This is a genomic window from Streptomyces sp. NPDC107498 (genome assembly GCF_055582805.1).
Window position 1 is genome coordinate 216,425 of record NZ_JBVJPE010000006.1, and the last position, 19,643, is coordinate 236,067.

The window sequence follows — 19,643 nt, forward strand, 5'->3', positions numbered from 1 at the left end:
CCGGGGCCGTTTCAGCGGCGGCGGCGCAGTGCCCGGCCGACGACGACGGCGGAGGCGAGCGCGAGGGCCGCGGCCGGCGCGATCCAGCGCAGGGTGGCGCCTGCGCTCGTCGCCTCGGGGGCGGGGACGGGGGCGTACCGGCCGCGCGGCGGCGCGTGGTCGACCTCCTCGGCACTCCGCCCGATCATGGTCCGGCGGGCGTGCGCGGCCTCGGCGGCGGGCTGCGGGGCGGGGAACTCGATCGGGGTGTCGCCGAAGTCCTCGCCGAGGAGCGGGTCGAGGGGCGGGGGCGGCACCGGCGTGTCGAAGACGGAGCCCCGCGCGGACGGCTCCTCCACCCCGTCGTCGACCCCGTCGTCGTCGGAGGCCTCCTCGGGAACCTCCTCATGGGCTTCCTCGGGAGCTTGCTCAAGGGCCTTCCCGGTAACCCCTTCGAGGGACTGCTCGGAGGCCCTCCCCGGAGCGGCAGCCTCCTCAAGGGCCTCCCCGGGGGCCGTCCCCGCGGCCTCTTCCGGCTCTCCCGCCAGCGCGGCCACCGCCTCCACGAACTTGTCGAGGAGCCTGGCACCCGCCGCGGAGCAGGCCTCGTCCGTCGCGTCGGCGAGCCGGCCGACCGCCGTGAGGGCGCCGGTGAAGATCAGGCTGGTCCCCTCGGCCGCCGGGGTGAGGACGACGGTGAGGGACAGCTCGGCCGAGCCCTTGCCCCGCACCTCGGCGCCCTCCCCCTCGTAGGTGATGGCCCCGTCCCGCTCGACGACCTTGAGGGCGCCCCGGTAGGTGATGGTGTTGCCGCCGACCCGCACCTTCAGCCGACCCCTGAGGGGCCCGGCCTCCTCGTCGGCGTCGCGCTGAAGACCGGGCACGCAGCGCACCACGCGGGCCGGGTCCGTGAGCGTCGCGCGCAGGGCCTCGGCCGGGACGGGAACGAACACCTCATGCTCCATGGAAGCCGAGCCTACTCAGACGGGGGCGCGGCGTCGCCTGTTCGCCCTGGGGGTGTCCCCGTCAGACCCCGTACCGGGGGTGCACCAGGGTCGAGGGCGGCGGTGCGGCGCCCCGGGTCCGTTCGGCGCGGCGCGCGGCGGCCTCCAGGGTCCCGGCGCCGAGCGAGCGCAGCCGGGGCGCGCCGGGGGCGAGGCCGAGGAAGGGCGGCCGGTCGCCCCGTACGGCCAGGAGGAAGCCCCAGTCCCGCGGCCCCCGCCCCGTACGGTCGGCGCGGTCGGCGCGGTCGGGTCCGGCGGCGAAGCCGGGGGTGCGGCCGGCCGCGCTGAACGGACGGGTCGCGAAGCCGGCGGCGCGCAGGGTGGCGTCGACGGTCCAGTAGGTGCGGGGCCGGTCGGTGGCCGACCCGGCGTGCACGGCGAACCGCCCGGTGGCGGTGAGCACCCGGGCCACCAGGCCGTAGAACTCCTCCGAGTAGAGCTTGGCGCTGGGGGTGATCCCCGGGTCGGGCAGATCGGAGATCACCACGTCGTACCGTTCCTGCAGACGGTCCGCGGAGCCCCTCAGCCAGTTGAACGCGTCCGCGTGGACCACGTGGACGCGGGGGTCGCGGAAGGCCTGCGCGTTGAGCCTGGCGAGCGCCGGGTCCGTACGGGCGAGGCGGACGACCCCCGGGTCGAGCTCGACGACGGTGACGGAGCGGACCCCGGCGTAGCGCAGGGCCTCGCGGGCGGCCATCCCGTCGCCGCCGCCGACGATCAGCACGTGCGTGTGCGGACCGTTCATCGCGGGGTGCACGAGCGCCTCGTGGTAGCGGTACTCGTCCCGGCCGGCCACCCGCAGCCGTCCGTCGAGGAACAGGTCGGGCGGCTCCTCGCGGTCCCCGGTCACCACGACCTCCTGGAGGTCGGTGTGGACGGCGACCCGCACCCGCTCCCCGTACACGGCGCGGCGCGCGGCCTGTTCGAAGTCGTCGACGAGGACGGTCGCGGTGGCGAGGACGGTCAGGACGCACAGGTTCACGGCCACGAGCAGGGCCCGGGACCGGGGGGTCAGGTCGTGGCGGAACACCCAGAGGACGAGGCCGCCGCCCGCCACCGCGTTGACCGCGCCGGTGACGAGCGCGCCGGTGAGCTGGCCGAGCCAGGGCAACAGCAGGAAGGGAAAGGCGAGGCCGCCGACGAGCGCGCCGACGTAGTCGGCGGCGAAGAGGTCGGCGACCGTCCCCGCGGCGTCGTCCTGCTCCCCGGGCGAGGCCTGCCGCCCGGCCCCTCCGGCCCTCTCCCCTCCGCCCCGCCCTCGCCCTGCCCGGCCCCGTCCTCCCCGGTCCCGTCCTCCCCGCTCCCGGTCCGCCCGCTGTATGAGCGACATCAGGAGCGGGATCTCGGCACCGATGAGCACCCCGATGGCGAGGGAGAACGCCACCAGCACGTACCGCGATTCGCCCAGCCAGGCGAAGGCCGCGTACAGCACCATCGCCGAGCAGCCGCCGATCAGCGCGAGCCCGGCCTCGACCAGGCCGAAGCCGACGGCGGCGCGGCAGCGCAGCCGCTTGGCGAGGAGCGATCCCACCCCCATCGCGAAGACCATCACGGAGAGCACGACGGAGGCCTGGGTGACCGAGTCGCCGATCAAGTAGGAGGCGAGGGCGACGAGTTCGAGCTCGTAGACCAGGCCGCAGGCGGCGCAGACGAAGACGACCGCGAGGACCGGGAACCGCACCGCCTCGCGCGGCGGCCGCACGGGCCGCCGCACAGGCGGCCGGCGCACCCTCTTGGGTGGCATGGTCACGGTCGGCTCGATCATGACCGTAACGCTACGTCACGACTCTCGTACCCTTTGTCACCCACACGAGTGCACATGGAGCTCCAGGAGGGCGCATCAGAGTGTTGCGGGCATACGTGCGCCGATACGGGTCCTGGTCACCACCAACTGCCCTTCCTGCGGGTAGGCGTGCCAGGTGCGCCACCGCACCTGGCCCTCGTGGCGCTGCGCCAGCATCGCCGTGAAGGCGTGCGGGGAGCCGGGGAAGGTCCCCGCGAGTCCGTTGGGGTGGTCGGCGACGAGCGCGAGCAGCTCCTGCGCACGGCCCGCGAAGGAGCCGTGCGTGAGCGTCTCGACGCGCGCCGCGAATTCGTACTCCCACTCGCCGACGCGCTTGGACACGCCGAGCGGGAGCGGGGTGCTGCTGCCCTGCATGCAGGCCACGGTCTCCGAGCAGCGGTTCCCCTCCTCCTCCAGGAGGACCTGATGGGAGGCGCCGAGCAGCCTCAACTGGAGTTTGGCGCCGGAGAGTTCGAGATCGAGCACGGCGAGCGCGGGCAGCGGCTCGCGCCCGAGGGCCCAGGCCAGATCTGCCGCGCGCGTGTCGGTGTAGGAGGTCTTCAGGGTGGTGAGCATGGGTCGGCTCCGCAAACACGGTTTGACGGGTGGGCCGGGGGCGCCCCGGAGAAGGGTTCTACGGGAGTGGGGTATCGCCGGCTCGGGTCCACACACGGTCCGAGGGCTGTCTCTGTCAGGAGCGAGAGAACCATGTGCGCCGGGCGACTCGCAGCGGTTTTACCCAACTTGCTGTGTTTTCCAACCCCTTCGGGGCCCCAACAGTTCACTTGTTCAATCAGCTGCCGCCGCAGCCTCCACCACCGCATCCGGACCCGCACGAGCTGCCGGAACCACAGGAGCTGCTCCCGCCGCAGCCGCCGCCCCCACCACCGTCGGCCCAGCTCCTCCCGCCCCGGCCCTTGCGCCCGCCGCGCCGCTTGCCGCCGCCCTTACGGGCTTTGGAGAGCGCCCCGATCACCACGAACGCGACGAAGAGGAAAACGAAGAATTCCATCAGTACTACCCCCGTTCTTCTGTGCGAGGGGGATGCCCGGTCCGACACCCCGTCAAAGACGACTTGAGCGAGTCCAGAGCTTCAGCTGCACGAGGACGAGCTGGAGCAGCTGGAACACGAGGACGACGAGCAGGAGGAGCTCGAACACGACGAGCTGGAGCAGGAGAACGACGAGGACGAGGAGCAGGAAGAGGACGACGACGAGGACGACGACGAACCGGCCCACCAGCTGTCACTGCCGCCGCCGCGGCTCACGCGCGTCGTCCCGCTCAGCGCGCTCGCGACGATCCACACCACGATCGCGATCACTGCCGCGATCCCGAGGATGAAGAATGCGATGTTCATGCCAGGGCGATCCCCGGTCCGGACTCCCGCCAAAGCGCACTTGAGCAAGTCCAGAGCTTGGCCCCAGGATGGCCGTCATGACACGACCGCTGCTCAATCGCCGCCTCGCCGAGTTCGGGACGACGATCTTCGCCGAGATGTCCGCGCTCGCCGTCAGGACCGGGTCGATCAACCTCGGTCAGGGCTTCCCCGACACCGACGGCCCGGAGGAGGTGCGGGAGGCGGCGGTCCGCGCGCTGCGGGACGGCCGCGGCAACCAGTACCCGCCCGGCCCCGGCGTCCCCGAGCTGCGGTCGGCGATCGCCGACCACCAGCGGGAGCGGTACGGCCTCGCGTACGACCCCGACGCCGAGGTCCTCGTCACGGCGGGCGCCACCGAGGCGATCGCGGCGGCCCTGCTCGCCCTGGTCGAGCCGGGCGACGAGGTGATCGCCCTGGAGCCGTACTACGACTCGTACGCGGCCTGCATCGCGATGGCCGGCGGCACCAGGGTCCCCGTCACCCTCCGCCCCCACGAGGGCGTCCGCGACGGAGCCGCCGACCGACGCTTCGTCCTCGACCTCGACGAGCTGCGGGCCGCCGTCACCGACCGGACCCGGCTGATCCTGCTCAACACCCCGCACAACCCCACCGGCACGGTCCTCACCCGGGCCGAACTGACCGCCGTCGCCGAGCTGGCGGTCGAGCGGGACCTGCTGGTCGTCACGGACGAGGTGTACGAGCACCTGGTCTTCGACGGGGCCGAGCACCTGCCGATCGCGAGCCTGCCCGGCATGCGGGAGCGCACGGTCACCATCGGTTCGAGCGGGAAGACGTTCTCGTTCACGGGCTGGAAGGTGGGCTGGATCACCGCGAGCCCCGAGCTGACCTCCGCCGTCCGCTCGGCCAAGCAGTTCCTCACCTACGTCTCCTCGGGCCCCTTCCAGTACGCGATCGCCGAGGCCCTGCGGCTCCCCGCCGCCTACTTCGACGGCCTGCGCGCCGACCTGCGCGCCAAGCGGGACCTGCTGAGCGAGGGTCTCGCGCAGGCGGGCTTCGAGGTCTACCGCCCGGCCGGCACCTACTTCGTCACCACCGACGTCCGGCCCCTCGGCGCCACCGACGGCTTCGCCTTCTGCCGCTCCCTCCCGGAGCGCGCGGGCGTCGTCGCCATCCCCAACGCGGTCTTCTACGACCACCGCGAGGAGGGCGCCCCCTTCGTCCGGTTCGCCTTCTGCAAGAAGACCGAGGTCCTGGAGGAGGCCGTCTCCCGCCTCAAGCGCCTCGCCTGAGGCGGCGCGCCCCGGAACGCGCGGGAGCCCGGCCCCCCGCGGGGGGCCGGGCTCTCGCGCGCGCTCGGCGCGGGGCGAGGAGGCTCAGGCCTGCTCGTCGCCGTCCTCGGGGGCCTCGGCCCCGGTCTCCGGGGTCTCCAGGCCGAACTGCTCGACGATCCACTTGTCGAACTCGATGGAGGCGCGGACCCAGCTGACCGTGGAGGACACGAAGTGCTCCAGGGCGACGCCGGTGCCGATCAGCATCTGGGCCTCGCCGATGAGGCGGAGGGTGGCGGAGCCGTCCTCCTCCTCGTGCAGGTGGGTGTACACCTTGGGCCACAGGGTGCGGCGGTTCCAGTCGTCGATCGCGTCGAGGATCTTCACGCGGTCGTCGGCGGAGTGCGGGCGGTCGTAGAACGTCCGCACCGAGAAGACCTGCTGCTCGCCCTCGCCGCGGAACATGAAGTACGTGCGGAACTCCTCCCACGGCGCCGCGAGGTCACCCTCGTCGTCGACGACGTACTTGAGTTCCATCTGCTCGAGGAGCTGCTTGACGAGGTCCTGGTCGGGGACGACGGGGCCCGCCGGTCCTGCGGCCTGAGGCTGGGGCTGGCCCCCGAAATTCGGAATCGAGGACGGGTCGATGCTCACCGTGTATTTCCCTTCGTACGGATGCTCGCCATCCTCCCCCATGCCGGGCGGTACGTGGCAAGCCCCGCCGGTCCACAAGAGGCAAGATCCGCTGCCAGCTGACATGATCACGTGCCCATGGGGGACGGGGAGAAGAAATCCCGGTGGCGGATCCGGCTGTGCGTCGACGTGAAGGCGGTGGACGAGGACGGCGGCGCCGCCCTCGTACTCCACCTCGGCTCGTTCGCCCCCTGAGAATCCGGGTTACCGCGCCGCCCCGACGACCAGCCCGTCCTCGAAGCGGTCCACCCGGACCGTGTCGCCGTCCACGACCTCGCCCGCCAGGATCTCCTTGGCCAGCCGGTCGCCGATCGCCGTCTGGATCAGACGGCGCAGCGGCCGCGCGCCGTACGCGGGGTCGTTGCCCTCCTCGGCGAGCCACTCCAGGGCCTCCGGGGTGACGTCCAGGGTGAGGCGCCGCTCGGCGAGGCGCTTCGCGAGCCGGTCGATCTGGAGCTGTGCGATCCGCCCCAGCTCGGCCCGGTCGAGCGCGGAGAAGACGACCAGGTCGTCCAGCCGGTTGAGGAACTCGGGCTTGAAGCTCGCCCGCACGACCTCCAGGACCTGCTGCTTCTTCACGTCCTCCGAGGTCAGCGGCTCGACCAGGTACTGGCTGCCGAGGTTCGAGGTGAGGATCAGGATGGTGTTGCGGAAGTCCACCGTCCGGCCCTGTCCGTCGGTCAGGCGCCCGTCGTCCAGGACCTGGAGCAGGACGTCGAAGACCTCCGGGTGCGCCTTCTCCACCTCGTCGAGCAGGACCACGCTGTACGGGCGGCGGCGGACCGCCTCCGTGAGCTGGCCGCCCTCCTCGTAGCCGACGTAGCCGGGGGGCGCGCCGACCAGACGGGCGACGGAGTGCTTCTCGCCGTACTCCGACATGTCGATGCGGACCATGGCCCGCTCGTCGTCGAAGAGGAAGTCGGCGAGCGCCTTCGCCAGCTCGGTCTTGCCGACGCCGGTCGGGCCGAGGAAGAGGAAGGAGCCGGTGGGCCGGTCGGGGTCGGCGATCCCGGCACGGGTGCGGCGCACCGCGTCGGAGACGGCCCGCACGGCCTCGGTCTGGCCGATCAACCGCTTGCCGAGCTCGTCCTCCATGCGGAGCAGCTTCTGCGTCTCGCCCTCCAGGAGGCGGCCGGCGGGGATGCCGGTCCAGGAGCCGACCACGTCCGCGATGTCGTCGGGGCCGACCTCGTCCTTGACCATGGTGTCCTTGGCGGACTCCTGCTGGGCCTCGGCCTCGCTCGCCTCCTCCAGCTCCCGCTCCAGGGCCGGGATCTCCCCGTACAGCAGCTTGGAGGCGGTGTCGAAGTCGCCGTCGCGCTGGGCGCGCTCGGCGCGGCCGCGGGTCTCGTCGAGGCGCTCCTTCAGCTCGCCGACCCGGTTGAGGGACTGCTTCTCCTTCTCCCAGCGGGCGGTGAGGCCGCGCAGCTCCTCCTCGCGGTCGGCGAGGTCGCGCCGCAGCTTCTCCAGGCGCTGCTTGCTGGCCGCGTCCGTCTCGTTCTTCAGGGCCAGCTCCTCCATGCGGAGCCGGTCCACGGAGCGCTGGAGCTCGTCGATCTCGACGGGCGAGGAGTCGATCTCCATGCGGAGCCGGGAGGCGGCCTCGTCGACGAGGTCGATGGCCTTGTCGGGGAGGAAGCGGGAGGTGATGTACCGGTCGGAGAGGGTCGCGGCGGCCACCAGGGCGGAGTCGTTGATCTGCACCTTGTGGTGGGCCTCGTACCGGCCCTTGAGTCCGCGCAGGATCGCGATGGTGTCCTCGACGGTCGGCTCGGCGACCAGGACCTGCTGGAAGCGGCGCTCCAGGGCGGGGTCCTTCTCGATCCGCTCGCGGTACTCGTCGAGGGTGGTCGCGCCGACCATGCGGAGCTCGCCGCGGGCCAGCATCGGCTTGAGCATGTTGCCGGCGTCCATGGCGGAGTCGCCGCCGGCGCCCGCGCCGACGACCGTGTGCAGCTCGTCGATGAAGGTGATGATCTGGCCGTCGCTGTCCTTGATCTCGGACAGGACGGTCTTGAGGCGCTCCTCGAACTCGCCGCGGTACTTCGCGCCGGCGACCATCGCGCCGAGGTCGAGCGAGACGAGCCGCTTGTTCTTCAGGGACTCGGGGACGTCCCCCTTCACGATCCGCTGGGCGAGGCCCTCGACGACGGCGGTCTTGCCGACGCCGGGCTCGCCGATGAGGACCGGGTTGTTCTTGGTGCGGCGGGACAGCACCTGGACGACGCGCCGGATCTCGTGGTCGCGGCCGATGACCGGGTCCAGCTTGCCCTCGCGCGCGGCGGCGGTGAAGTCCGTGCCGAACTTCTCCAGCGCCTTGTACTGCCCTTCCGGGTCCGGTGTGGTCACCCGGCGTCCTCCCCTGCTGTTCTCGAAGGCGTCGAGCAGCGTCGACGCGCCCGCGCCCTGTCGGTCGAGGATCTCACCGGCCCGGCCGCCCCTGGCGGCGATCCCGATGAGCAGGTGCTCGGTCGAGAGGAAGTCGTCGCCGAGCTCCTTGGCGCACCTGTCCGCGTCGGCGAGGACGGCGAGGAAGTCGCGGTTGGGCTGCGGGGGCGCGACCGTGGACCCCGTGATGCTCGGCAGGTCGGCGAGGAGCCGCTCCGCACCGGCGCGCACGAGCGCCTGGTCGGCGCCGGCGGCGGCGAGCAGGTCGGTGATGTTCTCGTTGTCCTGGCCCGTCAGCAGCGCGAGCAGCAGATGGGCGGGGGTCAGGTCGGCGTGTCCGTCCGACACGGCGCGGCTGCTCGCCGCGTTGATCGCGTCCCGGCTCCTGTTGGTCAGTTCGGCGTCCACGCGCGGTGCTCCTTCTGGGTTCTCGTGGGACCTCTCCTCCTATGACCTCTCCAGGGTACACAAAGTTGAGTCGGTTCCGCTCAAGGTGTGAGGCGGAGTCCTTCCGCGGGTAGTTTCCGGGCATGGCCACAGACCCGAGGAACCCCTCCGACTCGTACCTGAGCTTCTGGCGCGAGTACCACATGTGCACCCTGACCACCCCGCGCCCGGACGGGACGCCGCACGTCGTCGCGGTCGGCGTCACGTACGACCCCGAGGGCGGGTACGCGCGCGTGATCACCAACAAGAACAGCCGGAAGGTCGCCAACGTCCTGGCGGCGGGCGCGGACGGCGCGCGGGTCGCGGTCTGCCAGGTCGACAAGGGGCGCTGGGCCACCCTGGAGGGCGTCGCGCACGTCCGCACGGAGGCCGAGACGGTCGCGGACGCCGTCGCCCGCTACGCCGAGCGCTACGGCCGCACGCCGACCCCGAACCCGGACCGGGTCGTCATCGAGATCGCCCTCACCCGGGCGATGGGCCGCGCCTGACCCCACGGACGGGAAGCGGACGGGAAGCGGACGGGAAAAGGGGAAAGCACAGCGGCGCCATCGCGTTTCAGGTCCGCGATGGCGCCGCTGTGTGGGGGAAGTGCCGGAGCGATCTACAACGACGGGGGAATCGCTCAGGCACTGCGGGGGGTGGCGGTGATGGCCTCCGGTTCGAACAGCTGATGGTCCCGCTGATCGAGGTTGACGAAGATCATGCCGTACCGGATGGCACAGCGGATGGGCTGCGGAGCGCCGCGGGGACGGCGCAGACAGCGGTACGCGCGGACGTCTTCGTCCTGCTCACGGGCGACGACGATCGGCTCTCCGAAGAGGGTGACCTTCAGCGAGTCGCCACGGTGGGGGATTGCCGTGGCGAGATCGACGAAGTGCCAGCCGGAGCGATAGGCCGAAGCCATCTCCCGGCGGAACCTGGGGTCATCGGGAACATTCATGTCCCGACTAGCTCCAACCGGGGTCCTGTGCGGGGGCCACGCTCCAGCCCGGGTCATCGAGGAGCGTGGGGGCGGAGAGGTGCCAGCCCGGGTCGAGCTGAGCGGCCTGCACCTCCGCCGTCCCGGAGTGCCAGCCCGGGTCAAGGGCCACTCCCGCGCCCACTGTGGCGGCCGCGATGAAGGCGACTCCGGCCGCCGCACGTATGAGCTTCTTCATCATCACCGAGCAACCTCACTTGAAGGCAACGTCTCTTTTCCAACCCCCGCGAGTAAGACGATGGCTTACTCTCTGCGCCTGCACCACCAAACCCAGGCATCATGTTCCTGAGATGCAGGAGCCTGGGGGTGTACATATGCGGAAACAAGCGGACGAAACAGGTCACCCTCATTCGCACGCCGAACTGTGCGAAGCGGGCTCCGAGCTGTATGCGGCCGCTCTGCGCACCGGGCGAATACCCCGGTCAGAGGCGGTCGAGACGCCCTGCCTCCTCGACCTCTCGCTGCTCCACCCCGACCCCGACGACGCGCAGTGGCTGCGCCCGGTTCCCCCCTCCGCGGCGCTCGCCCAGCTGCTCCAGCCGATCGAACGGGAGATACTCGACCGCCGTCGGCGCACCGTCGCCCTGTCCGACGCGTTCGAGCCGTTCATGGCCATCAGCGCCCACGACTCCCCCACCACGCACGCCATCACCGTCCTCGAGGGCATCGACCGCATCAACTCGACCCTCGACCGCGTCGTGGCCAACTGCCGCCGGGAACTCCTCACCGTCCAGCCGGGCGGCGGGCGGCCCGCCCAGGCCCTCAGCGAGGCCCTCGACCGCGTCTCCCCGCTCCTGGGACGCGGCATCAGCATGCGCACGCTCTACCAGCACACCGCGCGCCACACCGAGCTCACGCTGACCTATCTGGAGCACGTCGGCCCCGAGGTCCAGGTCCGCACCCTCGAAGAGATCATCGACCGGCTGATCATCGTCGACCGCGAGGTCGCCTTCATTCCGGCCCGCAGCGACCGCCAGGTCGCCCTGGAGCTGCGCCACCCCGGCCTGGTCGCCTACCTCGGCGGCGTCTTCGACCAGTTCTGGCAGCTGGCGGTGCCGATACGGGAGGAGATCCCGTACGACATCAAGACCGACGGCATCGGCGGTGTCCAGCGGTCCATCGCCCGGCTCCTCGTCGAGGGGCACGTCGACGAGGCCATCGCCCGCCGGCTCGGGATGAACGTGCGGACCTGCCGGGCGCACATCGCCAAGCTCGCCGCCGCCCTCGGCAGCGGCAGCCGGGCGCAGCTCGGCTATCTGATCGCCCAGTCCGGCATCCTCGAACGGGACGACTGACAACCGTCCCGGACACGGCCGAGGCCCCCTCCACCGGTGGTGGAGGGGGCCTCGGCCGTCACGCCCGTACGAGAGAAGGGCTACTCGCCGCGCTTCGGGCGCCACACCACGAGGGCGCTCGCCTGCTGCACGTCGGTGTACGGCACCAGGTCCCGGCGGTACGAGGCGTGCACCTGGGCCTCGCGCTGGCGCAGCGTCGCCGCCGCGCCCTCGACCGCCGCCGACAGCTCGGACACCCGGGCCTGGAGCGCCGCGACCTGGTTCTCCAGTTCGATGATCCGCTTGATTCCGGCCAGGTTGATGCCCTCGTCCTGCGACAGCTGCTGCACCTGACGGAGCAGCTCGATGTCACGGGCCGAGTAGCGGCGGCCCCGTCCGGCCGTGCGGTCCGGGGAGACCAGGCCCAGGCGGTCGTACTGCCGCAGGGTCTGCGGGTGCAGACCGGAGAGCTGGGCCGCCACCGAGATGACGTACACCGGCGACTCGTCGGTCAGTTCGAACGCCCTGTTGCCCAAACCTGGCTGCCGTCGGCGCCCTTCCACCGGGTCACGCTCCCTTCGCGGCCTGGAACAGCTCGGCCCGCGGGTCCTCGGAGGCGGTCGCCTCCCGGAAGGTCTCCAGGGCCTCTCGTGCCTTGTCGTCCAGCTCCTTGGGCACCGCCACCTCGACCGTCACCAGGAGGTCGCCGCGCGTGCCGTCCTTGCGGACCGCGCCCTTGCCCCGGGCGCGCATGGTCCGGCCGTTCGGGGTGCCCGCGGGCAGCTTGAGGGTGACCGCGGGGCCGCCGAGGGTCGGCACCTTGATCTCGCCGCCGAGCGCCGCCTCCGAGAAGGAGACCGGCACCGTGACGGTGAGGTTGTCGTCCTTGCGGCCGAAGACCGGGTGCTCGTCGACGTGCACGACGACGTACAGGTCGCCGTTCTGCCCGCCGCGCTCGCCCGGCGCCCCCTTGCCGCGGAGACGGATCTTCTGGTTGTCGCTGACGCCCGCCGGGATGCGGACCTGCATGGTGCGGGAGGACTTGGCCCGCCCGCTGCCCTTGCAGACCTCGCAGGGGTTCTCGGCGATGAGGCCGCGGCCCTTGCAGTCCACGCACGGGTCGGTGAGCGAGAAGCCGCCGCCGCTGCCGCGCGAGACCTGCCCGGTGCCGACGCAGGTCGGGCACACCCGGGGCGTGCCGTTCTTGTCGCCGGTGCCCGAGCACGCCGTGCACGGCTGCTGACTGGACATCCGCAGCGGCACGGTCGCGCCCTCGATGGCCTCGGTGAAGCTGAGGGTCACCTCGGACTCGATGTCCTGGCCGCGCCGCGGGTGGGTGCGGCCGGCGCCCCCGCCGCGGTTGAACAGTCCGCCGAAGACGTCACCGATCCCGCCGCCCCCGAAGCCGCCCGCCCCGCCCTGGGCGCCTCCGAAGAGGTCGCCCAGGTCGAAGTTGAACGAGCCGCCGGCGCCCGGGCCGCCGGCCCGGAAGCCGCCGTTCCCGAAGAGGGCGCGGGCGTCGTCGTACTCCTTGCGCTTCTTGGGGTCGCCGAGGACGTCGTTCGCCTCGGAGATCTCCTTGAAGCGCGCCTCGGCGCTCGCGTCGTTCTTGTTGGCGTCCGGATGGTTCTCGCGGGCGAGCTTCCGGTACGCCTTCTTGATCTCGGCCTCGGTGGCGTCCTTGGGGACGCCGAGAACCTTGTAGTAGTCCTTCTCGACGAAGTCCTTCGTACTCATCGACGTCCCTCCTCCCGCGTGCGGGTACGGCTGTTACTCGCTGTCCTGATCGGACGTGTCGGACGTGTCGGGCTTGCCGGCCTTGCCGGCGTCCTCCGACTCCTCCGCCTTCGCCTGCGCGCCCGGCTGGGGCTCGGCGACGGCCACGCGGGCGGGCCGGATGGTCCGCTCGCCGATCCGGTACCCGGGCTGCAGGATCGCCACGCAGGTCGTCTCGGTGACGTCCGGCGCGTACGAGTGCATCAGGGCCTCGTGGATCGTCGGGTCGAAGGGCTCGCCCTCCTTGCCGAACTGCTGCAGACCCATCTTGGCGACGACGGTCTCCAGCGATTCGGCCACCGACTTGAACCCGCCCACGAGCTCGCCGTGGTCCCGGGCCCGGCCGACGTCGTCGAGCACGGGCAGGAGCTCGGACAGGAGGCTCGCGACGGCGATCTCCTTGACCGTGACCCGGTCCCGCTCCACGCGGCGGCGGTAGTTCTGGTACTCGGCCTGGAGCCGCTGGAGGTCCGCGGTGCGCTCGTCGAGCGCGGAGCGCACCTGGTCCAGCTGGGCGGTGAGGCCCGCGGCCTGTGCCGACTTCTGGCTGCTTGCGTCCCCGGCCGGGGCCGTCGCGTCCTCCGCGGACTCGACGGCCTCGGCGGCGTCGTCAGGGGTGGCGCCGGAGGGGACGTCGGGCTTCTCCTCGAAGCCCGGGGTCTCCTCGGTCACGCCTGGCCACCCTTCGGCTTGTCCTCGTCGACGATCTCGGCGTCGACGACGTCGTCGTCCTGCGCCTGGGCCTGACCGGCGTCGCCGCCGGCGGCCTGGGCGGCCTGGGCGTCGGCGTACAGCGCCTGGCCGAGCTTCTGCGAGACGGCCGCGACCTTCTCGGTGGCGGTGCGGATCTCGGCGGTGTCCTCGCCCTTGAGCTTCTCCTTCAGCTCGACGAGCGCGGCCTCGACCTCGGCCTTGACGTCACCGGGGACCTTGTCCTCGTTGTCCTTGAGGAACTTCTCCGTCTGGTAGACGAGCTGCTCGCCCTGGTTGCGGGACTCGGCGGCCTCGCGGCGGCGGTGGTCCTCCTCCGCGTACTGCTCGGCCTCCTGGCGCATCCGGTCGACCTCGTCCTTCGGCAGCGAGGAGCCGCCGGTGACGGTCATCTTCTGCTCCTTGCCCGTGCCCAGGTCCTTCGCGGTCACGTGCATGATGCCGTTGGCGTCGATGTCGAAGGCGACCTCGATCTGCGGGACGCCACGCGGGGCCGGCGGCAGACCGGTCAGCTCGAACATGCCGAGCTTCTTGTTGTACGCCGCGATCTCGCGCTCGCCCTGGTAGACCTGGATCTGCACGGACGGCTGGTTGTCCTCGGCCGTCGTGAAGATCTCGGACCGCTTGGTCGGGATCGTGGTGTTGCGCTCGATGAGCTTGGTCATGATGCCGCCCTTGGTCTCGATGCCGAGGGACAGCGGGGTCACGTCGAGGAGCAGGACGTCCTTGACCTCGCCCTTGAGGACACCGGCCTGGAGCGCGGCGCCGATGGCGACGACCTCGTCCGGGTTGACGCCCTTGTTGGCCTCCTGGCCGCCGGTCAGCTCCTTGACGAGCTCGGCGACGGCCGGCATGCGGGTGGAGCCGCCGACGAGGACGACGTGGTCGATCTCGGAGAGCTGGATGCCCGCGTCCTTGATGACGTTGTGGAACGGCACCTTGCAGCGCTCGAGCAGGTCGGAGGTGAGCTGCTGGAACTGGGCGCGCGTGAGCTTCTCGTCCAGGTGCAGCGGGCCCTCGGCGGAGGCCGTGATGTAGGGCAGGTTGATCGTGGTCTCGGTCGAGGACGAGAGCTCGATCTTCGCCTTCTCGGCGGCCTCGCGGAGGCGCTGGAGGGCCATCTTGTCCTTGGCCAGGTCCACGCCGTGGCCGTTCTGGAACTGCGTCACCAGGTAGTCGACGACGCGCTGGTCCCAGTCGTCACCACCGAGGTGGTTGTCACCGTTGGTGGCCTTCACCTCGACGACGCCGTCGCCGATCTCCAGGAGGGACACGTCGAAGGTGCCGCCACCGAGGTCGAAGACGAGGATCGTCTGGTCGTCCTTGTCGAGGCCGTAGGCCAGGGCGGCCGCGGTCGGCTCGTTGACGATGCGCAGGACGTTGAGGCCCGCGATCTCACCGGCCTCCTTGGTGGCCTGGCGCTCGGAGTCGTTGAAGTACGCCGGGACGGTGATGACCGCGTCGACGACCTTCTCGCCCAGGTACGCCTCGGCGTCGCGCTTGAGCTTCTGCAGGATGAAGGCGCTCATCTGCTGCGGGTTGAAGCTCTTGCCGTCGATGTCGATCTTCCAGTCGGTGCCCATGTGGCGCTTGACCGACCGGATGGTCCTGTCGACGTTGGTGACGGCCTGGCGCTTGGCCACCTCGCCGACGAGCACCTCGCCGTTCTTCGCGAAGGCGACGACGGACGGCGTGGTCCTGGCGCCCTCGGCGTTGGTGATGACGGTGGGCTCGCCGCCTTCCAGAACGCTGACGACGGAGTTAGTCGTGCCCAGGTCGATGCCGACCGCACGTGCCATTTCGATTCCTCCAGCTGACCGACTTGAGTGGAACTGACTCAAGGATGCACGAGGAACCGAAGCACGTCAACAGACCTGAGTCAAGTCGACTCAACTCTTCGTCGGTCGCGGCGCTCAACGGGCGCGTCGTTCCCGCCCTTCGCCCGGGCCGCCGTGAGAGAGTCCGGACATATCCCAGGATGACCGCCGGAGGATGTGACCGCATGACGGCGAAGCGCGTGGTGACGGCGAAGCGCGCCTTCGACGTGGCGGGCGGGACGCTCCTGCTCCTGACCCTCTCGCCGCTGATCGTCGGCACCGCCCTGTCCGTCGCCCTGGGCGGCGGCGGCACGGTGCTGCGCCGCCGGACGGTGGCCGGGCTGGAGGGGCGGCCCTTCACCATGCTGACCTTCCGCACGAAGAGCCCGCTCGCCGCGCTGCCGCTGCTGCTGCACGTCGTCACGGGCCGGATGTCGCTCGTCGGACCGTGCCCGCTGGCCCCGGCCCACCGGGAGTGCGCGGGCGCGGGCGGACGCCGGCTCTCCGTACGCCCCGGCCTCACCGGACCGTGGCAGATCAGCGGTCGCTCGGACCTGCCGTGGGAGGAGCGCGAGCTGCTCGACCTCCACTATGTGGACCACCACTGGCTGGGGATGGATCTGCTGGTCCTTGCGCGTACGCTTCCAGCAGTACGCAGGCGTCGTGCGGCAAGGTTTGCCTGAGCGACACACATCACCGCGAGCGCCGCTACAGCGTGGCGCCGTGACCGGGTAATCTCAGCAGGAACTCAATAAGTTACCGCTTAGTAGGCCCGCCCGAGGAGCCCGTCATGCAACTCGCCGCGATCATCGTGTCGATCGCCATCACGGTGGTGGCCGTCGCGCTGTTCGGCCGCGCCACCGTGCAGATCTACCGCTTCGTGCGGCTCGGTCAGCCGGTCCCGGCCGGCACGCGCACCGGTGACCCCAAGCAGCGCACCATCACGCTGGTCAAGGAATTCCTCGGCCACACGCGCATGAACCGCTGGGGCATCGTCGGCTTCGCGCACTGGTTCGTGGCGGTGGGCTTCTTCTCGCTGCTCCTCACCATCGTGAACGCCTTCGGTCAGCTCTTCGAGGCCGACTGGCTGATCCCGTTCATCGGCGACTGGCTGCCGTACGAGGTCTTCACCGAGTTCCTCGGCCTGATGACGGTCCTGGGCATCGTGACCCTCATCGTCATCCGCCAGCTGAGCAAGCCGACCAAGGCGGGCCGCAAGTCCCGCTTCGCCGGCTCCAAGACCGGCCAGGCGTACTTCGTCGAGGCCGTCATCCTGATCGTCGGCGTCTGCATCATGACGCTCCGCGCCCTCGAGGGCGTCCAGCACCACGTGACGAGCTGGGAGCCGGGCTTCTTCGCCTCGTACCCGCTGATCGCGCTCCTGGACGGCCTGGACCTGAGCACGATCCAGTACCTCACCTACTTCTTCGCGTGCCTCAAGATCGTCACGTCCTTCACCTGGATGATCACGGTCTCGCTCAACACCAACATGGGCGTCGCCTGGCACCGCTTCCTCGGCTTCCCGAACATCTGGTTCAAGCGCAACGCCGACGGCTCCACCGCCCTGGGCGCGCTCCAGCCGATGACGACGGCCGGCAAGGAGATCGACTGGGAGGACCCGGCCGAGGACGCCGTCTTCGGCGTCTCCCAGGTCGAGCAGTTCTCCTGGAAGGGCATCCTCGACTTCTCCACCTGCACCGAGTGCGGCCGCTGCCAGTCGCAGTGCCCCGCCTGGAACACCGGCAAGCCGCTCTCCCCGAAGCTCCTCATCATGTCGCTGCGCGACCACGCGCACGCCAAGGCGCCGTACCTGCTCGCGGGCGGCGGCAAGGACATGGAGGGCAACGAGAAGGCGTCCGAGGAACAGCTCAAGGACGTTCCCGCCGCCGCCCTGGCCGAGGCCGAGCGCCCCCTCATCGGCACCGCCGAGGAGAACGGCGTCATCGACCCCGACGTCCTGTGGTCCTGCACCACCTGCGGCGCCTGCGTCGAGCAGTGCCCGGTCGACATCGAGCACATCGACCACATCGTCGACATGCGCCGCTACCAGGTGATGATCGAGTCCGCGTTCCCGTCCGAGGCGGGCACGATGCTCAAGAACCTGGAGAAGAAGGGCAACCCCTGGGGCCTGGCCAAGAAGCAGCGCGTCGAGTGGACCAAGGAGGTCGACTTCGAGGTCCCGATCGTCGGCAAGGACGTCGAGGACCTCACCGAGGTCGACTACCTCTACTGGGTCGGCTGCGCCGGCGCCCTGGAGGACCGCGCCAAGAAGACCACCAAGGCCTTCGCCGAGCTGCTCCACATCGCGGGCGTCAAGTTCGCGATCATGGGCGGCGAGGAGAAGTGCACCGGTGACTCCCCGCGCCGCCTGGGCAACGAGCCGCTGTTCCAGCAGCTCGGCCAGGAGAACGTCGCGATGCTGAACATGGCCTTCGGCGAGGACGACGAGGACGAGTCGACGAAGAAGCCGAAGTCGGCGAAGAAGATCGTCTCGACCTGCCCGCACTGCTTCAACACCATCGCCAACGAGTACCCGCAGCTCGGCGGCGACTACGAGGTCATCCACCACACCCAGCTGCTCCAGCACCTCATCGACGAGGGCAAGCTGATCCCGGTGACCCCGGTCGACGGCCTCATCACCTACCACGACCCCTGCTACCTGGGCCGCCACAACAAGGTCTACACGCCGCCGCGCGAGATCATGTCCGCCGTCCCGGGCCTGCGCCAGCAGGAGATGCACCGCCACAAGGAGCGCGGCTTCTGCTGCGGCGCCGGCGGTGCCCGGATGTGGATGGAGGAGCGGATCGGCAAGCGCATCAACAACGAGCGCGTCGACGAGGCCCTGTCCCTCAACCCGGACATCGTCTCCACCGCCTGCCCGTTCTGCCTGGTCATGCTGACCGACTCGGTCAACGGCAAGAAGAACGAGGGCAAGGCCAAGGAGTCCGTCACGGTCGTGGACGTCGCCCAGCTGCTCCTGGACTCGGTGAAGACCCCGGTCGAGCCGGAGGAGGAGCCGGCCGCCGAGGAGCCGGAGCCGGCCGTCTGATCCCCGGAGATCCGATCCCGGAGATCTGATCCAGCAGATCCGATCCCGGAGACGTGAAGGGGCCGCCCCGCGTGAGGACGCGGGGCGGCCCTTTTCGCTGCGTGCCTCCCCTAGGGGATGTCACAGCTCAGTGGCAAGGACGGGCCTGAGGCGCGGTCGCACGGCGGAAGCGGGTACGTTCAAGGCGTGGCTGGATTCAGGAACGGACGCGGCCGGGACAACCGCCCCCCGCAACAACGACCGCAGCAGGCGCCGTACGGGTACAACGCGGCCCCGCCGCCCCACCCGCAGCAGCAGTGGCGGCAACCCTCCCAGGGGCAGCCGCAGGGGCAGCCGTACGGGCAGTCGTACGGGCAGCGGGGACAGTCGTACGGGCAGCAGGGGCAGGCCTACGGGGAGCCGGAGTACTTCGGCGACCCGCAGCAGCAGCACCACCAGCAGCAGCACGCGGCGGCGAACAACCCGGGCCACACCCAGATGTTCAGCGTCGACGACCCGTACGGCGACGCCGCGACGTACGACGCGGGCGCGGCCCCCGTGCCCACCGGCCCCCGGCTCCCCTGGAAGCAGCTCCTGAGCGGCATCGTGCTCCGTCCGGCGGACACGTTCCTGCGGATGCGGGACCACGCCGTCTGGGGCCCGGCGCTGATCGTCACGTTCCTCTACGGGCTCCTCGCGATCTTCGGCTTCGACAAGGCCCGCGAAGAGGCGCTCAACGCGACGATCTCCAGCACGATCCCGTACGTCCTGATGACGGCCCTCGGCTTCGTGCTCGGCGGGCTGATCCTGGGCTCGGTCACGCACACCCTCGCGCGCCAGCTGGGCGGCGACGGGGCCTGGCAGCCGACCGTCGGCCTGTCGATGCTGATCATGTCGATCACGGACGCGCCGCGCCTGGTCTTCGCGCTCTTCCTGGGCGGCGAGAACGGCCTGGTGCAGGTCCTGGGATGGGCGACCTGGCTGGCGCTGGGCGCGCTCCTCACCCTGATGGTGAGCCGCTCGCACGACCTGCCGTGGCCGAAGGCACTGGGCGCGTCGGCGATCCAGCTGGTGGCGCTGCTGAGCCTGATCAAACTGGGCACGCTGTGACGCCGACGCCCTGACCGACGTACGAGAAAGGCCCCCACCTGGTGCGG

At 70.8% G+C, this 19,643-nt stretch carries 18 protein-coding genes; 6 read left to right on the forward strand and 12 right to left on the reverse strand.

Annotated features, from left to right (window positions below):
- Positions 1-11 precede the first annotated feature (11 nt).
- The 4 genes from ACZ66Z_RS13570 to ACZ66Z_RS13585 all read right to left on the reverse strand — a co-directional run bounded on the left by ACZ66Z_RS13570 (position 12) and on the right by ACZ66Z_RS13585 (position 4,004).
- The gene (locus ACZ66Z_RS13570) at positions 12-944 is read right to left on the reverse strand and encodes an SRPBCC family protein (protein ID WP_469934122.1); all 933 of its coding nucleotides are present in this window, start codon (positions 942-944) and stop codon (positions 12-14) included.
- A 61-nt stretch (positions 945-1,005) separates the two neighbouring features.
- Positions 1,006-2,748 carry a spermidine synthase gene (locus ACZ66Z_RS13575; protein ID WP_469934123.1) on the reverse strand — a complete coding sequence of 581 codons (1,743 nt, stop codon included), beginning with the start codon at positions 2,746-2,748 and terminating at the stop codon, positions 1,006-1,008.
- Positions 2,749-2,823: 75 nt separating this feature from the next.
- Entirely contained in the window at positions 2,824-3,342 is a 519-nt protein-coding gene (locus tag ACZ66Z_RS13580) for a DUF2617 family protein (RefSeq protein ID WP_469934124.1), read from the reverse strand.
- Between the two features lie 488 nt (positions 3,343-3,830).
- Positions 3,831-4,004 (reverse strand): hypothetical protein, encoded by a 174-nt coding sequence (locus ACZ66Z_RS13585; protein ID WP_469934125.1) that lies wholly within the window; start codon positions 4,002-4,004, stop codon positions 3,831-3,833.
- Between the two features lie 196 nt (positions 4,005-4,200).
- Between ACZ66Z_RS13585 and ACZ66Z_RS13590 the strand changes: the two genes are divergently transcribed.
- Complete coding sequence (locus ACZ66Z_RS13590) at positions 4,201-5,394, forward strand: pyridoxal phosphate-dependent aminotransferase (protein WP_469934126.1); 1,194 nt, start codon at positions 4,201-4,203, stop codon at positions 5,392-5,394.
- An 84-nt stretch (positions 5,395-5,478) separates the two neighbouring features.
- Here ACZ66Z_RS13590 and ACZ66Z_RS13595 read toward each other — a convergent pair whose 3' ends face one another.
- Both ACZ66Z_RS13595 and clpB read right to left on the reverse strand, forming a co-directional pair.
- Positions 5,479-6,027: a YbjN domain-containing protein gene (locus ACZ66Z_RS13595; protein ID WP_469934127.1), complete on the reverse strand. Its 549-nt coding sequence runs from the start codon at positions 6,025-6,027 to the stop codon at positions 5,479-5,481.
- Between the two features lie 243 nt (positions 6,028-6,270).
- Entirely contained in the window at positions 6,271-8,862 is a 2,592-nt protein-coding gene (clpB, locus tag ACZ66Z_RS13600) for an ATP-dependent chaperone ClpB (protein ID WP_469934128.1), read from the reverse strand.
- Positions 8,863-8,984: 122 nt separating this feature from the next.
- Between clpB and ACZ66Z_RS13605 the strand changes: the two genes are divergently transcribed.
- Positions 8,985-9,389 carry a pyridoxamine 5'-phosphate oxidase family protein gene (locus tag ACZ66Z_RS13605; RefSeq protein ID WP_469934129.1) on the forward strand — a complete coding sequence of 135 codons (405 nt, stop codon included), beginning with the start codon at positions 8,985-8,987 and terminating at the stop codon, positions 9,387-9,389.
- Positions 9,390-9,523: 134 nt separating this feature from the next.
- Here the strand turns inward: ACZ66Z_RS13605 and ACZ66Z_RS13610 are convergent, their stop codons facing one another.
- Complete coding sequence (locus ACZ66Z_RS13610) at positions 9,524-9,841, reverse strand: (2Fe-2S)-binding protein (protein WP_469934130.1); 318 nt, start codon at positions 9,839-9,841, stop codon at positions 9,524-9,526.
- Positions 9,842-9,848: 7 nt separating this feature from the next.
- Positions 9,849-10,061: a hypothetical protein gene (locus ACZ66Z_RS13615; RefSeq protein WP_469934131.1), complete on the reverse strand. Its 213-nt coding sequence runs from the start codon at positions 10,059-10,061 to the stop codon at positions 9,849-9,851.
- Between the two features lie 133 nt (positions 10,062-10,194).
- Here ACZ66Z_RS13615 and ACZ66Z_RS13620 point away from each other — a divergent pair, with 133 nt between their 5' ends.
- Positions 10,195-11,175 carry a helix-turn-helix transcriptional regulator gene (locus ACZ66Z_RS13620; protein ID WP_469934132.1) on the forward strand — a complete coding sequence of 327 codons (981 nt, stop codon included), beginning with the start codon at positions 10,195-10,197 and terminating at the stop codon, positions 11,173-11,175.
- Positions 11,176-11,255: 80 nt separating this feature from the next.
- Here the strand turns inward: ACZ66Z_RS13620 and ACZ66Z_RS13625 are convergent, their stop codons facing one another.
- Genes ACZ66Z_RS13625 through dnaK form a run of 4 tightly spaced genes read right to left on the reverse strand, consistent with a single transcriptional unit; the run spans position 11,256 to position 15,440 of the window.
- Complete coding sequence (locus tag ACZ66Z_RS13625; protein WP_469934133.1) at positions 11,256-11,717, reverse strand: heat shock protein transcriptional repressor HspR; 462 nt, start codon at positions 11,715-11,717, stop codon at positions 11,256-11,258.
- Between the two features lie 4 nt (positions 11,718-11,721).
- The gene (dnaJ, locus tag ACZ66Z_RS13630) at positions 11,722-12,891 is read right to left on the reverse strand and encodes a molecular chaperone DnaJ (protein ID WP_469934134.1); all 1,170 of its coding nucleotides are present in this window, start codon (positions 12,889-12,891) and stop codon (positions 11,722-11,724) included.
- 33 nt (positions 12,892-12,924) lie between these two features.
- Positions 12,925-13,602, reverse strand: coding sequence for a nucleotide exchange factor GrpE (gene grpE, locus ACZ66Z_RS13635; protein WP_469934135.1), 678 nt, complete (start codon positions 13,600-13,602; stop codon positions 12,925-12,927).
- Positions 13,599-15,440 carry a molecular chaperone DnaK gene (gene dnaK, locus ACZ66Z_RS13640; RefSeq protein WP_469934136.1) on the reverse strand — a complete coding sequence of 614 codons (1,842 nt, stop codon included), beginning with the start codon at positions 15,438-15,440 and terminating at the stop codon, positions 13,599-13,601. The genes grpE and dnaK overlap by 4 nt, the downstream gene beginning before the upstream one ends.
- A gap of 203 nt (positions 15,441-15,643) precedes the next feature.
- Between dnaK and ACZ66Z_RS13645 the strand changes: the two genes are divergently transcribed.
- The 3 genes from ACZ66Z_RS13645 (at position 15,644) to ACZ66Z_RS13655 (ending at position 19,596) form a co-directional block, all read left to right on the forward strand.
- The gene (locus tag ACZ66Z_RS13645) at positions 15,644-16,141 is read left to right on the forward strand and encodes a sugar transferase (RefSeq protein ID WP_469934137.1); all 498 of its coding nucleotides are present in this window, start codon (positions 15,644-15,646) and stop codon (positions 16,139-16,141) included.
- A 107-nt stretch (positions 16,142-16,248) separates the two neighbouring features.
- The gene (locus ACZ66Z_RS13650; protein WP_469934138.1) at positions 16,249-18,507 is read left to right on the forward strand and encodes a heterodisulfide reductase-related iron-sulfur binding cluster; all 2,259 of its coding nucleotides are present in this window, start codon (positions 16,249-16,251) and stop codon (positions 18,505-18,507) included.
- 186 nt (positions 18,508-18,693) lie between these two features.
- Entirely contained in the window at positions 18,694-19,596 is a 903-nt protein-coding gene (locus ACZ66Z_RS13655) for a Yip1 family protein (RefSeq protein ID WP_469934139.1), read from the forward strand.
- Positions 19,597-19,643: the final 47 nt, after the last annotated feature.

Bases quoted from the DNA above. Each gene is read 5' to 3' on its own strand.
- ACZ66Z_RS13570 (WP_469934122.1), bottom strand. From the start codon at position 944: ATGGAGCATGAGGTGTTCGTTCCCGTCCCGGCCGAGGCCCTGCGCGCG.
- ACZ66Z_RS13575 (WP_469934123.1), bottom strand. From the start codon at position 2,748: ATGATCGAGCCGACCGTGACCATGCCACCCAAGAGGGTGCGCCGGCCG.
- ACZ66Z_RS13580 (WP_469934124.1), bottom strand. From the start codon at position 3,342: ATGCTCACCACCCTGAAGACCTCCTACACCGACACGCGCGCGGCAGAT.
- ACZ66Z_RS13590 (WP_469934126.1), top strand. From the start codon at position 4,201: ATGACACGACCGCTGCTCAATCGCCGCCTCGCCGAGTTCGGGACGACG.
- ACZ66Z_RS13605 (WP_469934129.1), top strand. From the start codon at position 8,985: ATGGCCACAGACCCGAGGAACCCCTCCGACTCGTACCTGAGCTTCTGG.
- ACZ66Z_RS13610 (WP_469934130.1), bottom strand. From the start codon at position 9,841: ATGAATGTTCCCGATGACCCCAGGTTCCGCCGGGAGATGGCTTCGGCC.
- ACZ66Z_RS13615 (WP_469934131.1), bottom strand. From the start codon at position 10,061: ATGATGAAGAAGCTCATACGTGCGGCGGCCGGAGTCGCCTTCATCGCG.
- ACZ66Z_RS13620 (WP_469934132.1), top strand. From the start codon at position 10,195: ATGCGGAAACAAGCGGACGAAACAGGTCACCCTCATTCGCACGCCGAA.
- dnaJ (WP_469934134.1), bottom strand. From the start codon at position 12,891: ATGAGTACGAAGGACTTCGTCGAGAAGGACTACTACAAGGTTCTCGGC.
- dnaK (WP_469934136.1), bottom strand. From the start codon at position 15,440: ATGGCACGTGCGGTCGGCATCGACCTGGGCACGACTAACTCCGTCGTC.
- ACZ66Z_RS13645 (WP_469934137.1), top strand. From the start codon at position 15,644: ATGACGGCGAAGCGCGTGGTGACGGCGAAGCGCGCCTTCGACGTGGCG.
- ACZ66Z_RS13650 (WP_469934138.1), top strand. From the start codon at position 16,249: ATGCAACTCGCCGCGATCATCGTGTCGATCGCCATCACGGTGGTGGCC.